Source organism: Providencia sp. PROV122 (assembly GCF_028482365.1).
Taxonomy (GTDB): domain Bacteria; phylum Pseudomonadota; class Gammaproteobacteria; order Enterobacterales; family Enterobacteriaceae; genus Providencia; species Providencia stuartii.
This window is the reverse complement of record NZ_JAMPQI010000025.1, coordinates 1-16760: the sequence shown is the minus strand read 5'-3', so window position 1 is coordinate 16760 and position 16760 is coordinate 1. Positions and strand designations below refer to the sequence as shown.

Below are 16760 nucleotides of genomic sequence, written 5' to 3'. Positions count from 1 at the left end.
TATAAATGATTGACTGTATATTTGTTAAGGTAGGTTCAGTTATGAGTAAAAGTATTTCTAAATGTTTGAAAGCGATTTCTTTATCAGCTATGTCGATAGGGATGCTTTTTTCTAATGCGCATGCTGAAGGTCCAATGCAGGCAGGTCAAATGATTGTACAGCTCTATGGTATGATTGACCTAGATGATGAGGTTCCTGAGGGGACACCTCATCTGCTTGATGCAAGGATGATGGGGGCGACATCGATTACGATGGGGCCTCCAGAGTATGGTATTTATACTCAACGTCCTGAATATTACCCGAACACCACTTCAACGCTTAACAATAGAGAATGGGATGATGAGTTCGCAATAGTCGGTATCTCTGACTATTCAGGTCGTTGCAGAGCAGAGACCTTTAATGCATCAGAACATACGGTATTAGGTCAGGGTAAAAAATTTGCTTTTAAAATGAAACACACAGACGCTTCTGGTTTATTCGCGTGGGTTGTTCCTAGCTTTAAAGTTGATATCAATTTAAACTTACCTAACGGCACTCAAGGGTTAAAGACATCATATTCGGGTGTTCTTGGTGAACCGATAGCAAATCTTAAGTCTATTGATCCAAAAAAAACCCAAGGTTTAAATTTATGTTATATTCCACCAGGTAAAATAACTATAGGCTATGGTGGAACCAAACATGTTCAGTTTTCTATTGCTAAGCCTTTAGAAGTCTATTTAAATGGAAAAGCGGTTCCTGGTGACTTTATAATGGATAATAGTGCCTTTAGACTTGTAAGCTTAGGAGGACATAAAGGTTTTAGAGCTGATGGGGAGATAAAGGTTCGCTTTATTACCAATGTTAAAATAGCCCGAGTTTGTCGTATAAGTGCAGCAAGTGGTACTGTATTCCACGAAACTTTTGGCCGTGCTGATTCAATCCCACTAGAATCGCGGTTAACATTTAACTGTAGCGGGCAAGGGAATCCGTTATATATGTCTGCAATTCCGAGAATGGGTGAAGCCAAAGGTGACAATTTAACGAAGCTGGAATTAGAACAAATTGATTCAGGTGAGAAGAGTACAGTAAAACCTTGGGTTATAGGGGCACCATATTTTGATGGTGGTAATATCCCTGCGCTGAGTTGCGACGCAACGAATCAATCAAATTTAATTAAGTTTGATAATTCAGATATTCCACTAAACAAAAATGCGCAAGCTGAAAATGATAACTTAAACATACGTTGGTTAATGTGTAAGAATCGTGATGTAAAACCTGGTAAGTATAAAGGAAGAGTTGAATTGCTAGTGTATACTAAGGTTTGATCAATATTAAGCATTAATAGTTTAAGAGAGTAATATGAGACAGCTAGGCAAGATAATATTTATTTTAGGTGCTCTATTCTTTTTGTCGATGACATCTGCATATAGTAACATTCCGGATAGTATTAGCTTTCAGTTAATACGGAGTACTTATGTTGAAGGTAATAAAAGTATCTCTATTTCTTTACGGAATAAAGAGAGTCTCCCTTATCTGATCCAAGGCTCTATGGAAGCATTAGATACTAATACGGGCATTACTTTATTGAATAGTAATACTGAAGAAATCCCTTTCATTATTACGCCACCATTACACAAATTAGAGGGTAAAACTCGCTATTATTGGCGAGTTATCTTTGCTGGTGATGTGTCAAAAATGCCCAAAGACAGAGAGTCTGTATATATCGCTAAATTTAGAGCAATACCAACCTCTGAAGTACCAAAGGAGGGTGATAATGTCGAGCATAATTCTGAGTTATCAGTAGTACGCGTGATGAATTTTAAAGTATATTACCGACCAAAACAGCTTGAATATTATAGAATTAAAGAAGAGTTGGATAAATTACAATTTAGGGTGGAGAATAATGAACTTATTGTTACAAATAATTCACCTATATATATGACTTTCGAAGATATTTCAGTGAATTCTATTGAGATTGATAGAAATGAAACATTTAAACCATTGATTCCTAAAGGAGAGCAAAGGTTTAAACTGAAAAATAAATCTGTTCCTAGTGGCGCGAAAGTAACTTGGAGAGTGCTGGACGAGTTTTCTATGCCTTTAGAACAGCGTACAACAACGTTATAAACGACTCATCTTAGTTATTTCCGGTCTAAAACTCAGAAAGAGTAATATTTGGTAATTAGTTTACACGGTTTTCGAATGAAAAAAATATTCTATATACATAAAATACTAGCGCTTTTTCTGAGTTTTTTTATTTTATTATTCCCATTTTCTTTTGCAATGTCTCAACAAAATAATAATTTTAGGTTGTTAATTCATGGAGGAGCTGGTGATATAACAGAAAAATCACTTATACCTCAATTACAGAAAGAACATGAATTAAAGTTGAAAGAAGCTTTGCAAGCAGGGTATGAAATTTTATCAAAAGGTGGAGACAGTATTGAGGCTGTACAGGCCGCTGTGATCATCATGGAGGATTCTCCATTATATAACGCGGGTAAAGGCGCATCTTTAACTACGGATAATAAAGTAGAACTGGATGCTTCCATTATGGATGGACGTGACCATACCGCGGGGGCCGTCGTTGGGGTTTCTAACATTAAAAATCCAATTATAGCGGCTTATAAAGTTATGACCAAAAGCCCTTATGTTATGATGGGTGGTACCGGTGCAGAACAATTTGCAAAAGCTGAGGGGTTGGAACTCGTTGATCCTTCTTATTTTATTATTGAATCTAGACTTGAACAGCTAAAAAAAGTCAAAGAAATTAGCCATAAAATTGATCAAGAAAAAGGGCTAAATGCTGCCTTATTTGAAGATCCTCTGCTTTATGATTATAAATATGGCACGGTAGGTGCAGTAGCTGTAGATAGCCGTGGAAATGTTGCTGCGGCAACCTCTACAGGTGGCAGCACCAATAAGCATTACGGTCGTATTGGGGATTCGCCTATTATTGGGGCAGGAACATATGCTGATAATAATACAGTTGCAATTTCTACCACGGGGTTAGGTGAAGTTTTTATTCGTGGAGTGGCCGCTTATGATGTTGTGGCACAAATAAAATACAGTAATACACCGTTAGCAGAAGCGGTGATGAATACTTTAAACTCTGTGAAAAATATGGGTGGTACGGGTGGTATTATTGCGATAGATAGCAAAGGTAATTTTGTTATGCAATTCAATACGAAGGGAATGTTTCGTGGAACGATCGGTCAGGATGGCATTCCACAAGTAGCCATATTTGGGCCTTAGTTATTAACCCTTTTGAGTGTTTTTCTGAAATTTTCACGGCTGAGCCTACTTTTTCTAAGTAGGCTTTTTCTATTTATCAGCATGGCAAGTAAATGATGAGTAGGCTTCATCTTTGATAATGTAAATATTATCATCCATTTTAGTTAAATTAATATAATAGTGTATTTTTTCTTCTTCAAGCTGAATAAAGTTTGCAAACAGCTTTTGAGGAACGTTATCCGAACTTGTGATCGATAACGATTTAAACCGTATCGAATAATGGTTATTTTTATCAATCGCGTGGTAGCTAAAATAGAGCGCTCTATCAAGGCGATAAAAAATATTATTCTCCTTGATATAACCATACATATTCATTCTTCCGGTGTTATCATCTGCGACGAGTACACTGGTTTTTGACTTCAGCATAATCCCATCATCGGTACCGTTATCTTTTATCCATAAAATATCAGAGTTACAAATATTCACATCATTATCTTTATTATAGATAAATGTTGTTGTTGCCACAGCCGAAATAAAAACAAATAAAAACAATAAAATATATTTTTTCATTTAAATTCTCTGATCATTGATTGATACACAGTCATATTGAGCCTTTTTTTCCTTACAAATACTAAGGGATATATTTTTATCAATAGACTGAATACTATTCGGCTCTGAAAGTAAGATAACACGCTTAGGCTCTTGACAATTTACATTATATTTATCAAGTTTTTTATTCACAAAATCGATGCTATCTTTTGTTGAGCTTTCAATGAGATTAATAGGTATTTGTATCAAACATTTGTCTCGCTCACTGACTGTCATGTAGCTATTTACTTCCATGCTTGCATTAGAATTAGTGGTGTAATAGAAAACAAAAATGAACAAAAATAATGACATTGCAATCAAAGCGAACAAAATAGGGTTATTTTTAAATTTACCCTTATTCTGTATTTTGAGCAGTTGTGGCTCTTCTTGTACGGTTGATGATAATTCTGATATCGAATTATCTTGTCGTGGTTGATGAAGATGCTCTTCTATAATTGATTTCTGATCAACAAATTGAGTTGTTGCTTCCTCAGCATTTTTTTCACTATATTGTGAAGAATACGTAACGGAATGTTCATAGTCATCTAAACCTAAAGTAACATCACTGCTATTTAGTACGACTATCTCTTCTTCTGGCAAATATGGCGTATCGTTTTCATCAGTGATGGTTTCTAAGGCGTCACAATCAAAACGAAACCCTTTTTTAGGAACGGTAACAATAGATTTTGGGTCGATACCGATCAACTCAAATTTCTTTCTTATTTCACTAATATAAGTATTTAAGTTATTGTTTGAACCTACTAAGCCATACTCTTCCCAAACTTTTATCAGTAGCTCTTCTCTTGTAGCAATTTTGGATTTTTGGTTAAGTATGATGATTTCATTCAATAGTCGTGATGCAGGCTTTGATAACTCAACGAACTTATCAACTTCATTCTTTATAAAAATGAAGTTCTTACCTGTCTCAAAAATAAATTTATTATTTATGAGATAGTCTTTGCTATTTTTCATGAACACGGTTGCTCTCTCTAATTTCTAATCCTAAGACGGCGAAATCATGATAAAAACTGAATAATTTTCTAAAATCTAAAAGTATTAGTAAAAGTATATTTTTATGAATATTTATAATTCCTATAGTCTAAATACGGAATCAATTAACTTCAAGTATTGCGCTATGAGACTTTGATGAGTTTAGACTTAAATATATAGATATAGCTGATAAAACAGAGTTGTGTAATGTATAATTATGTAAAGTTAGAATTATATATCTGTATATAGCATTGAATATGTGTAAAAAACCATATATCACTAAAATATAGGTTTGGCTATGATAATGGGCTTAAGAGATTAAATATTATTAAGACGAATCCTAAGTACAAGCACCTATATTATTAAATTTTATTTGAAAATAGTGATTTAATATAATTCTTATTATCTATTTAATTATTAGGTAAGAGATGAATCTCTTACCTAAATTAATTGATGGTTAATAGTTATATTCAAATCCCAACCAGTAATTACGACCCTCTTCAATATATCCAGAGGTATATTGATATGACTTATCAAATAAATTATTCACTGACGAATTTATAGAAATTCCATGACCTAGATCATAATTAAAGCGAATGTCCGTTTTTGCAAAACCCCTAACTTTCTCATTACTATCAATATAATTAAATGCCCAACTTCTTGCTTCTTCTGTTACTGTAATGCTAAATGGTTCATTAGGCATAAACTTAATCCAAACGAACGCTTTATGTGTTGGTAATTCTGCAACATGTTTTACGCTATCGTGTTTTGGGTCAGCATGAATATAACTATAACTTAAACCCGCAGCCATCCAGTCAGTAATTTGGCCATGACTGCCTAAATCAATCCCAGCATAATTAACCTTACCGCTATTACGGTTTTGATAAACGTCGCTGCCCGCGGCGGGGTCATAATGTATGTAGTGTGCCATGATGGCATCAGAGACATGATTATAATAAGCGCTAGCATTGTAGGACCAATCGGCGGTGATGTAGCCTTTATAAGTGAGATCAAATGTTAAAGCACGCTCTGCATCAAGATGCGGGTTGATGATAAAACTATCATTGTTTTTCATCTTATTTTTAGTGTAGCGCTCTTTTTGGGTTGGGAAACGGCTTCTATCTGACACTGAAAATTGTACCGTATCATTGTTTGCTCGATGATAACGGGCCATAAGTTCCCAATTGAAGGCACGTTGGCGGTTATCTTCATAGCTTTCAATCCCAGTAACGACATTTTGTTTATTGTATAAATAACGTTTCCCATCATCACTATTGCGCCAGTCGTAGCCAAGCCCACCAATGATATCAAGCTGATCGGTTGCAACCCATTGGTATTCAGTGGCGATTGACCAAGTTTGATCTTTATAACGATCATAAGGAACGATTTTATTACTACGTGCGCGGTGGATATCTTCTTTCCAGTGGGCAGCGAACGACAGCATGTCTATTTCACGAAGGGTAAAATCGATACGCATATCGGCACCATTACTGTAATCGTCATAGTGGCTGTAATTGTATTTGCCTGCTCGATAATCCTGAACTGATTTGTATTGATGGAGCGTATTTTTGAATTTGTCGTGATAGAGCCGACTTTGCAGCGCAATATCATTGGTAACTTGGGTCGTACCATTAAAGTAAATACTCTCTTTGTTATACTCTGGCCACTGCCAAATTTGCTGTTTTTTATTATCAGCACTGGGGGCGCTATTTTTATCGCCATCTTGTTTTAAATAAGTGACCACATACTCATCAGCGTCGCGTGGCGTCCAGCCCATCTTTAACATTAAACGCTTATCGTCTGTGGCTGAATTAGTTCGACGACCGTGACTACCGGCTAATGGGTTATTATCAGCCGAATCAGGCAACCCCATAAAACGCTGTTTGTATTGACTACCACTGAGCTGAATAAAGCCAAGATCGTTACGACCGCCTAAACGAGCGCTGATATTGCGCGCATTATCAGCGCCGCGAGCAAAGCCTTGATTTAGATTGATATTGGCCTCTAAAGGTTTTTTAGGTGTGGCGGTCGTTAAGTTTATGGCGCCACCCATCAAGTTGGGGCCTTGTAACAATGACGTATAGCCTGTCGACAACTCAACACTAGCGAGTTCGCTGGTCATAAAACGCCCAAGATCTAATGTTCCATCATAAGGAACATAAGTTGGGATACCATCAAAAAACACAGGTACTTGGCGACTATCAAAACCACGGACATTCACTTGAGTTTCATTACGATTACCTGATTTTTGGATCACTACACCAGGCATTGTACTAAGCGCTTGAGCAACATTTGTTTTATTCAGCTGCTTCATTTGCGCTTGAGTCATGATGTTTTCATCGGCTGCAAGTGGTGTACTCCAAACACTCATCACATCACGATTAGCTAATTTTTCAAAGGTGGCTGCAAAGCTGTGTGTAGTAAATAGTGCCATCCCAACTAAATAAGTGATCTGTTTTATTTTCATCATAAAATTCCAATTTGCCTAAATCGATATGTTGTTTTTTATATAACGATGTGCGTCGTTTATTGAGAAAACGAACCCTTTGCAACATAGGGTTCGTTTAAATTAGGTCTATCCTGTGAAAATGTTTACTTTGATATCTCTGGGGGGAGCGTAATAAGGAGCCGATGTGACAAACAATCTAATGCCTGTTTGCGCATACGCCTCTATTGTTTGTAAGTTGATCCCTCCAGCCGCAGATAGCCGACATAAACGATTTTGTGTTTGTATTTGTTGATGCAATTGGCGGATTTGTGCTGGGCTGAATTTATCTAATTGAACAATATCGGCGCCAGCCTCAATGGCGAGTGTCGCTTGTTGTCTATTATCTGCCTCTACAATAATCTGTTTTTCAGGGGCGGCTTCCCTAAGTGTATGAATATGCGAGTGCCAATCATCGGGGTCGGCAAGACAACGACGATGGTTGGTGAACAATAGAATGCTTTCCGCACTCCCTGCTCGGTGAATAATAGCGCCGCCAGCAATAATAGCGGTCAATGCAAGTAACTTTGTTCCCGGCACCGTTTTTCTTGTACAGGCAAGTTGGGCATCAGGTTGATAACGCTTTAAGAGACTGACCATTTGGTGGGTGTAGTGACTAACACCGCAGCACCATTCAAGGACGTTTTGTACGGCTTTCCATGCTTGATGAAGGGCTTCTACTGTTCCAGAGGCTTTTATTAAGCAGCTATTTTCTGGAACCACGTCGCCATCACGATAATTAGCTTGAAAATCAATACCGAGTTTATTTAGCATGCGTGAGGCAATATCAATACCACTGATACACCCACCCTGTTTCGAAACCAATGTCATTGTGCCTGCTTGAGTATGCAAGCCTAAAGAGCGTGTTGTTAAATCGCCATATTGAATATCATCAAGAAGTAGCTGGTCGATAAAACTATCGGGTAAATAAATCATAATGTTAGACTCATTTCATCAACAACATCCCATGACACCATGGCCCAGTTGCGCGCAGGATAGGGAATGCGCTTTCCTGACGCGAGTTGCAGGTCGTAATATTGGTGTAATTTTGTAATCTCTTCATCAGAGAGATTTTTGAGTGACCAATTGACGCTTTCGACAAAATCTTCAACTTGTTCAAATCCGCCTTTATCTGGGCTGTTAATAAAATCGACTCGCGCATTTATTCCCATTTGATGCAAAATATTCACCGCATAGATGTAAGTCGGTAAGCGAACGACTTCCCGACCAATAAATTGGATGATATTTTCATCAATAAAGGTTGGGTTTACAGTATGCGTGGTGTAAACACGTAAGTTTGCTTGGCGATTGAGCTTCAATAAGGCTGTTTTAAGGTCATCGACTAAAGTGGACCGTGAAGCGACGGCGATATCGACTTTAGGCAATTGCGCCCAGTTATCTTCCCATGCTAATTGTTCAAATCGAACATTATTGATATCCATTGCTTTCGCACGCTCTTGGGCAGCATCAAGCATACCTTGGCTGTAATCAATACCAATGACGGTGGTGAAATGCTTTGCCAGTGCCAAACAGACAGAGCCCGGCCCACATCCGACATCCAATAAGGTTTTTGCACCAGTAAAATCCATGAGTTCACGAAAACGAATTAAGTAGGGATCTTGTGGGTTTGCACAGGTTTGTGCCATTTTTTGCGCTTTTTTATCCCAATGCTCAGGCTCTTTGCGTGAACGCTGGGCTTGTTGCATATGTTGTTGGTACATCTGAGCAAAATCTAATTGGTCAATAAGCATAACTTTCACCTTAGCGAGTAAAATGAGCTGGAAGCTGAAAATGAGCGGCAATACTCTCTTCATCAATAGAATAGAGTCTTGCTAGGTTGGTAAGTGTTAACATACTTTCGGCAGAGCCTTGTCTTACGCCAGCATGTTTATCCAGTAAGATAACATTATCTGCAATGGCGGCAGCATGTTGTGGGTGATGAGTCGACATGAGAACAGTGATCCCATCTGCTTTTAATTGTTCAATTTGCTTCAATAAACGGATCTGGTTACCAAAGTCTAAACTCGCGGCGGGCTCATCCATAATTAACATGATTGGTTTTTGGATTAAGGCTCGGGCTATCAATACTAACTGTTTTTCTCCCCCACTGAGAGTGCTGTATAAACGCGAGGCAAGATGCTCAATCCCCAGCTTTTTTAGTTGTTCTAGCCCGAGTACGCGTTCTTTGGCGCCGGGAACAGAAAAGAGTGAGAGGTGAGGCGTCAGCCCCATCATGACCATATCTATGGCAGTAAAGGTGAACGGGGTATCATGAGCTTGAGGTACGTAAGCAATTACTTTCGCTATATCAGCCGGTTTATAAGAGGTGAGTGACTTTTCTTTTAATAAAATGTGACCTTCAAGAGCAGGAAGAAGCCCTAATAAAGTTTTCATTAGCGTTGTTTTGCCGCACCCATTCGCACCGAGAAGGCAGGTCATCGCGCCAGCTTGTAACGCGAAATTAATTTTTGTCATAATGGCTTGATGATGATAGCCAATCGCCACATTTTCCAGTCTGATTAGGTTCATTTGGCACTCCGTGTTTGTAAAAGGATTGCCAAAAAGAAAGGGGCACCGACCGCTGAAGTTAATATGCCGAGTGGAAGCTCAATGGAAGCAATAGTGCGAGCGAGTGTATCGGTAATGAGTAACATAATGGCTCCAATAGCCATTGAGGCAGGGAGTTGATAGCGGAAGTTAGCGCCCACTATCATTCGGGTGATATGCGGAACGATTAAGCCAATCCAACCGATGATCCCTGCAATGGATACCGCACTGGCGGTAATCAATGTTGCTGAAATAATAAATATTGTTCGCATTAAGCTGACATTGATCCCCAAACTTTTCGCTTCTTCATCAGATAGACTCAGTAAATTCATGCGCCAGCACAACAGTAACAGTGGCATAATGCCAACCAACATAATGGGCAACACAGACAGTAGGTCGCTTTGGGTGATGGATGAAAGCCCGCCTAATAGCCAGAAGGTGATAGAAGGCAATTGGGTATAAGGGTCTGCAAGAATTTTTATTAAAGAGATGGCTGCACCACATAAGGCGCTGATCGCAACACCAACTAAGACGAGAGATAAAATGGGGTCATGCTGGCGCGCCATTCGGGCAATTAGGCACACTAAAGATACTGCCAATAGCCCACCAACAAAGGCGGCTAGTTGAATGTAGAGCAGCGATTGACCTAAAAATATACCAATAACAGCACCTACCCCAGCCCCCGCTGAAACCCCAAGTATATCGGGTGATACTAATGGATTTCGAAACATTCCCTGATAAGCCGCTCCTGCAATCGCCAGTCCTCCTCCAATCACCATCGCGGCGAGTGTGCGAGGAAAACGTATTTGCCAAAAAACAGTGGCATTGCGTGGGTCATCGGCGAGAGTTTGTGAGGTAAATTCAGACACAACTAAATCAATGAGCTGATTAAGCGTAAGTGAATACTTACCACTAATTAATGCAATGATCAGGGCGCCGATAAAAACGATAACAAGAAGTAACGGTTTGATTGTGCGGCTCATGATAATTCCATCAATCTATCAATTTGCGTATCAGTCACCGATGAGTGATAAAACAGATGGAAAAATTGTTTGATGTCATCGCGTATGGTGGATTCGATTTGTTGATCAAAATGGCTTTGTAACCGGCGCATGCCTAAGAGGCGGTTAATTCCTGGGGGGCCATCAAGCCAACCAAATGGCATTCCTCCAAAGGTCAGTAATTGGTTAGTGGCAACCGCAGTTAACCCTTTCCATAACGCGGATTGGCGAATAAATTCCTCGGCTTCTTGATATTGAGTAATAATAATATCGGGGTTCCAATCATACAGTTGTTCCATTGAAACCTCTGTTAGCCCCCTAAAATTAGGAATATCGGCGACATTACGGAAACCTAATATTTCTATGGCTTCAGTATGAATAGAGCCTCGGGTGCCTGTTTGTAAACCTTTGGCGCCTCTAGCTAGGTAGAAACTGGGGGCATTCGCATGGTGTTGTATGGCGAATTGTTTCGCGTCTTGCAAATAGTGTTTGGCAAATGTGCTGAGCGTTTGAGCTTGCTGCGGTACATTTAAGGTCTCACCGAGTTGAAGTAATTGCTGTGGTGAATCTTGTAGCCCTCCGGCTATCAGTAAATAAGCAATGCCTGTTTGTTTGGCAAGTTTCGCCGCCTGAGAGCGATAAGTGTCATCAATATTTCCAGTATCAATTATTAACTGTGGGTTATAATCGAGCAGCTTTTCCAAAGATAGCGTACTTCCTCGACCTGCTAGGCGACCATAAATAGGCAAATCTCGCCATTGTTGAGCAAATAGTTCGTCATGCCCTTTTTGCAAATGAATGGATGAGAATCCAACCATTTTTTCAGGGGCTAAAGCAAATAGCAGTAAATCTGCAGGTGGACCAGAACTCATTACACGCTGGATTTTGTTTGGTTGTGGTAATACACCAAACAACGCTTGTTCAATGCGCCCATAAGCAGGCAAATAAGCGAGTGCCGCTAACGCCGCGCAGGATTGAATAAAGAGTCTACGATTGATTCCCATAGTGCTAAAAAGAAATTTCGTTATATTTATTGATATATAACGCGGAAGTTAACGGAGTCATACTAAGGAGTCAATAACAAAAGAGACATTAGTCGGAAAACTCCGCTATTCTGTGATGTAAATCAGTAACAAACATTGCTATCCATACAAATATCGCTGAACATAGTCACTCGCACTTGCGTAAGTTAGAAACACGGAATATATGAAGAAAAAAAGACCCTCACTACAGGATGTTGCCGACAGAGTCGGTGTCACGAAAATGACAGTTAGTCGCTTTTTGCGAAACCCAGAGCAGGTTTCTGAAGTGTTACGCGGTAAAATTGCTCAAGCGGTGGAAGCGTTAGGGTATATTCCCAATAAGGCCCCCGATTTGCTGTCTAATGCAACCAGCCATGCGATTGGTGTTCTGTTGCCGTCGCTGACCAACCAAGTTTTTGCTGAAGTGATCCGCGGTATTGAAACAGTGACTGACCATTATGGTTATCAAACCATGCTAGCACACTATGGTTACCTTCCTGAAAAAGAAGAGGAGCGCTTAACTTTTCTACTTTCTTACAATATTGACGGTGTGATCTTAGCAGAGCGTACCCATACTGATCGCACGCTTAGAATGTTGAAGACCGCGGGGATCCCTGTGGTTGAGATCATGGATAGCGTCTCTCCGTGTTTAGATGTTGCTGTCGGTATTGATAACTTTGAAGCCTCACGGCAGATGACAGCAGCTATGTTAGCGCGTGGCTGCCAACATGTGGTGTATCTTGGCGCTCGATATGATGAACGGACCTTTATTCGGCTACAAGGCTATGAGCAAGCGATGCGTGATGCGGGGTTGGAGCCTCGTAATGTGATGACGCAAGCAAGCTCTTCTTATTCATTAGGCGCTCAGTTACTTCATGAGTGCAAAGAAAAATACCCCGAGGCAGATGGTTTATTTTGTACCAACGACGACCTTGCCATCGGTGCTATTTTTGAGTGCCAGCGTCTTGGCATTAAAGTTCCTGAAGATTTGGCAATATCAGGTTTTCACGGTCATGATGTTGGGCAAGTCATGACGCCGAAATTAGCCAGTGTTTTAACCCCTCGGGATAGCATGGGGCGTAAGGCCGCCGAAGTACTGCTCGCGCGCATTAATGGTAAAAAGTTACCACAAACGTTATTTGATGTTGGTTTTGAGTTACTGCCCGGTGAAAGTATTTGAAATTAAAAAGTGATGCAGCATATTAGTGAGAGAGGCATCACAGATCTCTTTATTTCCCTATCAAGATAATTGCTAAAAATAGCCGCACTGCTGATAATGTTACTGGTAACTGTTACCGGTAACAATTCAGTTTCTATCATCGGTAAACAAAAAATAAGCGTACCTTTTTTATTTAACACCTGAGGAGTTTCCCATGAGTGATACCCAAGCACAAAATTATACATTTGTTTTTATGGGGGTATCGGGTAGCGGTAAATCGGCTGTCGCAAGCGGTGTCGCTCAAAAAACAAATGCGGCTTTTTTAGATGGTGATTTTCTGCATCCGAGAGCAAATATTCAAAAAATGGCTTTGGGCCACGCACTGAATGATGAAGATCGCCAACCTTGGCTTGCAGCATTAAATGATGCCATTTTTGCAATGCAGCGAACCAACCCTATTTCTTTGGTTGTATGCTCTGCATTGAAAAAAAGTTATCGCGATAAGTTAAGAGAAGGTAATAAGAATCTCTATTTTATCTACCTGAAAGGGGATGCTGAGCTCATTGAAAATCGCCTCAAAGCACGTAAAGGGCACTTCTTTAAGCCTGAAATGTTGGTATCACAATTTCAGGCACTGCAAGAGCCTACATCAGAAGAACAGGATGTTCATGTTGTCGATATTCGCCCATCACTTGATGAAGTGATTGAAAATACACGTACGGCTATTCATCAAATTGTTTCTGGAGGCAATTCATGAACACCCCAGTTGAAGCATTAAGCACACTGACACTCGTTCTGACTGCGGTCGGCTCTGTGGTTTTATTACTGTTTCTTGTCATGTACGCCCGTTTACATGCTTTTGTTGCATTGATGATTGTCTCTATCGGCGCTGGATTATTTTCAGGTATGCCAGTGCAAGACATCACAGAAACGATGCAAAAAGGGATGGCAGGAACACTCGGTTTCTTGGCTATCGTTGTCGCACTTGGCGCCATGTTTGGGAAAATTTTACATGAAACAGGCGCGCTCGATCAGGTTGCGACAAAACTACTCCAATTATTTGGGGAGAAAAGAGCGCATTATGCTGTAGGGATCGCCGGTTTAATCTGTGCATTACCACTATTTTTTGATGTTGCGATCGTGCTGTTGATTGGGGTGGTATTCGCTGTAGCAAACCGCACAGGTCATAATGTTGTTCGCATGGCTATTCCGTTGTTTGCTGGGGTAGCAGCTGCGGCTGCGTTCTTACTCCCAGGGCCTACACCAATGTTGGTCGCTTCACAAATGGGCGCCGACTATGGCTGGATGATCTTAATTGGTCTGTGTGCGGCAATACCCGGTATGTTATTGGCAGGTCCACTCTTTGGCAGTTTTATTAGTAAACATGTCAGTATTGATATCCCAGCGGATTACCAAGCACCAACGATGGATCACGGCAAAATGCCAAGTTTCGGGTTTAGCCTATCTTTAGTCTTGTTCCCATTGGTATTAGTAGGCCTGAAAACTATCGGAACACACTTGGTTGAAAAAGGCTCTACGCTTGAGCATTGGCTTGAGTTTATTGGTCATCCATTTACGGCTTTATTATTAGCGTGTCTGCTAGCTGTTTACGGTTTAGGTTTCCGCTATGGCATGAATAAAGAAAAAGTCATGGAGGTTTGCTCTGCGGCAATCCAACCTGCGGGGATCATTTTATTGGTAACGGGTGCTGGTGGTGTCTTTAAGCAAGTACTTGTTGATTCCGGTGTTGGCCCCGCATTAGGTGATTCATTAATCGGTGCAGGCTTGCCTATTGCCGTTGCGTGTTTTGTCCTTGCTGGCGCTGTCCGTGTGATCCAAGGCTCGGCAACGGTAGCCTGTTTAACAACGGTTGGGTTAGTCTTGCCTGTAGTTGGTGAGTTAGGTTATTCAGGGGCACAATTGGCGGCATTAGCGACTTGTATTTCTGGTGGCTCACTCATTTTAAGCCATGTGAATGACTCCGGTTTCTGGTTGTTTGGTAAGTTTACGGGGGCAACGGAAGCTCAGACATTGAAAACGTGGACCATTATGGAAACTATCCTCGGTACTACAGGGGCAATAGTCGGTATGATCTTCTTCGCTTTCTTGTAATTTAACGACTCCCCGAAAGCCAATCGCGTTCGGGGAAGAGCAAAATAGGGCAATTCCAAAGAGATTCAATAAGCGAATTTTGTATGACCACTCGATAGGATGCGTACCATACGAATATTGTTGTTTATAGGTGGCGATGGTAATAAGAGTGGCAGATAATGCGATGAATGTATTTGCTGCTAAAAAGAATGGCGAGAGCGTATCTCGCCATTTGCTTTTTAGATTAGTTTAATAACTGGCTAAGCTGTTGATAAAAGCCTTGCGCACTTCTTTTATAGCCTTCGGCAGATAAGTGAACATTATCAGGTCGTGCGAGATCCTGTGCGGCCCATGAACGAATCGAGCAAGGCCCACCCATAAAATCTTGCCAATCCCAGAATAGGGTATTTTCTTGTGCTGCTATCGCTTTTTGGATCTTGATAACATTCTTTAAATGCACAGGCATTTTGGCATCGCAGCTTGTGGCATCGTTAAATTTAATTGAGTCATTAGGGCCGACTAAAACGATGACACTTTTTGGCATATATTGGCGGATTTGACGAATTTTCTCACGCAAGCTTTGCTGGTACGCAATTAAATCTAACTTGTCGTTGAATGCTTCGTTAGTGCCATAAGCTAAGATCACCATATCGGGTGACATCTGTGCCAATGTTTCAACCCATTGTGGCTGCCATTTATCAATCATATTGATTGTCGCGCCATTAATGCCGATCGCCGATAACATAACGCCCGGACGATTTGAGCGCAACAGCCACCCTCCTAGCTTGAGGTTATTGTCATTACTTACAGTAACTTCAGCCGGTAACTGAGTATTCACAGGAGAAGAGAAGCGCCAATAATTGCCTGTTGCGGGTAATGCAACGGGTGATGAAGCCGCAGGGGAGACACTCATCTGACTGCCCGCTGTGTTTTGGTAAAGAGCTTGCAGTTGATAAACCCCATTTGCCGCTTGCAATGGCATCAGTTGTACAGTGCTCGCCGATGTCATTGGTAACGCGATAAGCCCACCAAGAGGGTAATCGAAACGCTCATCCTTACGGCTACTAAACAGTTCCCATTGCTGTTTATCGCTTCTACGGTTAATTGTCGCAGTGCGCTGCCCCGGAATGGAAATCGCAGGTACAAAACCTGGCCCCGCATCACCATAGCGTTGTTGGAACAATGTTCTTAAATTACCGCTAAAGAAATCGGCAGCAGTATGAGAATCCCCAATTTGAACAATATGGACCTGTTGATGACCTTGCTTTAGTTTGCTCGCAAAGTGGCTGAGGTTTGGCTCAGCGTTATTGATGAGCTGCCCACGTACATTCACATTTGTGAGTGTACCACCTCGTGTTGAACCTTGACTCGTCCGCTCGGCATCTTGTTGACAGGACAACAAGCTTAGCGATAGCAAAGCGATGACGCTAGCTGCCGCTAACTTGGATTTGGCTTGACGCAGTTTGTTCTGCTTCATGAGGTATCTCTTTTTCCTCTTCAAAATGAATTAATGAAAATACTTTTTCAGCTATCGCTTGTTGCCCTTTAGGGCTGAAATGGATCCCATCACCACTTCTGAGCTTAATTTTGCTGCTATCGTCGCCGAAATAATCGGAGTAAGTGAGGTCTTTGTATTTAAAGACATCATTCACGGAAAAATAAAT

General features: G+C 40.7%; 16 protein-coding genes. 6 read left to right on the top strand and 10 right to left on the bottom strand.

Going from position 1 to position 16760, the window contains the following annotated elements; genetic code table 11:
• Positions 1–41 precede the first annotated feature (41 nt).
• From PSE69_RS16460 to PSE69_RS16450, 3 genes are all read left to right on the top strand, one after another.
• The gene (locus PSE69_RS16460) at positions 42–1304 is read left to right on the top strand and encodes a hypothetical protein (RefSeq protein WP_014656925.1); all 1263 of its coding nucleotides are present in this window, start codon (positions 42–44) and stop codon (positions 1302–1304) included.
• A 34-nt stretch (positions 1305–1338) separates the two neighbouring features.
• Complete coding sequence (locus PSE69_RS16455; protein WP_004926106.1) at positions 1339–2106, top strand: fimbrial biogenesis chaperone; 768 nt, start codon at positions 1339–1341, stop codon at positions 2104–2106.
• Positions 2107–2181: 75 nt separating this feature from the next.
• The gene (locus PSE69_RS16450; RefSeq protein ID WP_004925938.1) at positions 2182–3234 is read left to right on the top strand and encodes an isoaspartyl peptidase/L-asparaginase family protein; all 1053 of its coding nucleotides are present in this window, start codon (positions 2182–2184) and stop codon (positions 3232–3234) included.
• Positions 3235–3303: 69 nt separating this feature from the next.
• Here PSE69_RS16450 and PSE69_RS16445 read toward each other — a convergent pair whose 3' ends face one another.
• The 8 genes from PSE69_RS16445 to PSE69_RS16410 all read right to left on the bottom strand — a co-directional run bounded on the left by PSE69_RS16445 (position 3304) and on the right by PSE69_RS16410 (position 11828).
• Complete coding sequence (locus PSE69_RS16445) at positions 3304–3783, bottom strand: FidL-like protein (RefSeq protein WP_004925940.1); 480 nt, start codon at positions 3781–3783, stop codon at positions 3304–3306.
• On the bottom strand, positions 3784–4773 hold the full coding sequence (locus tag PSE69_RS16440; RefSeq protein WP_014656923.1) for a winged helix-turn-helix domain-containing protein: 990 nt from the start codon (positions 4771–4773) through the stop codon (positions 3784–3786).
• Between the two features lie 475 nt (positions 4774–5248).
• Positions 5249–7258, bottom strand: coding sequence for a TonB-dependent receptor plug domain-containing protein (locus tag PSE69_RS16435; RefSeq protein ID WP_121875104.1), 2010 nt, complete (start codon positions 7256–7258; stop codon positions 5249–5251).
• Between the two features lie 108 nt (positions 7259–7366).
• A complete protein-coding gene (modD, locus tag PSE69_RS16430; protein WP_040132720.1) occupies positions 7367–8212 on the bottom strand; it encodes a ModD protein in 846 nt (281 codons plus the stop codon).
• Entirely contained in the window at positions 8209–9027 is an 819-nt protein-coding gene (locus PSE69_RS16425) for a class I SAM-dependent methyltransferase (RefSeq protein WP_121875105.1), read from the bottom strand. The genes modD and PSE69_RS16425 overlap by 4 nt, the downstream gene beginning before the upstream one ends.
• Before the next feature lie 10 nt (positions 9028–9037).
• On the bottom strand, positions 9038–9805 hold the full coding sequence (locus tag PSE69_RS16420) for an ABC transporter ATP-binding protein (protein WP_004925950.1): 768 nt from the start codon (positions 9803–9805) through the stop codon (positions 9038–9040).
• Positions 9802–10806 (bottom strand): FecCD family ABC transporter permease, encoded by a 1005-nt coding sequence (locus PSE69_RS16415; protein WP_272675294.1) that lies wholly within the window; start codon positions 10804–10806, stop codon positions 9802–9804. The genes PSE69_RS16420 and PSE69_RS16415 overlap by 4 nt, the downstream gene beginning before the upstream one ends.
• A complete protein-coding gene (locus PSE69_RS16410) occupies positions 10803–11828 on the bottom strand; it encodes an ABC transporter substrate-binding protein (RefSeq protein ID WP_072502572.1) in 1026 nt (341 codons plus the stop codon). The genes PSE69_RS16415 and PSE69_RS16410 overlap by 4 nt, the downstream gene beginning before the upstream one ends.
• 202 nt (positions 11829–12030) lie before the next feature.
• On the opposite strand from PSE69_RS16410, the gene gntR reads away from it, so the two are divergent.
• From gntR to gntU, 3 genes are all read left to right on the top strand, one after another.
• Positions 12031–13026 carry a gluconate operon transcriptional repressor GntR gene (gene gntR / locus PSE69_RS16405; RefSeq protein ID WP_004926113.1) on the top strand — a complete coding sequence of 332 codons (996 nt, stop codon included), beginning with the start codon at positions 12031–12033 and terminating at the stop codon, positions 13024–13026.
• A gap of 193 nt (positions 13027–13219) precedes the next feature.
• Positions 13220–13762, top strand: coding sequence for a gluconokinase (gene gntK, locus PSE69_RS16400; RefSeq protein ID WP_004925965.1), 543 nt, complete (start codon positions 13220–13222; stop codon positions 13760–13762).
• Positions 13759–15117 carry a gluconate transporter gene (gntU, locus tag PSE69_RS16395; RefSeq protein ID WP_004925967.1) on the top strand — a complete coding sequence of 453 codons (1359 nt, stop codon included), beginning with the start codon at positions 13759–13761 and terminating at the stop codon, positions 15115–15117. Before gntK ends, gntU begins: the two co-directional genes overlap by 4 nt.
• 223 nt (positions 15118–15340) lie before the next feature.
• Here the strand turns inward: gntU and PSE69_RS16390 are convergent, their stop codons facing one another.
• Both PSE69_RS16390 and PSE69_RS16385 read right to left on the bottom strand, forming a co-directional pair.
• Positions 15341–16573, bottom strand: coding sequence for an SGNH/GDSL hydrolase family protein (locus tag PSE69_RS16390; RefSeq protein WP_014656917.1), 1233 nt, complete (start codon positions 16571–16573; stop codon positions 15341–15343).
• The coding region (locus PSE69_RS16385) for a DUF459 domain-containing protein (RefSeq protein WP_442958718.1) at positions 16524–16760 on the bottom strand (237 nt) is incomplete at its 5' end. The genes PSE69_RS16385 and PSE69_RS16390, both read right to left, overlap by 50 nt.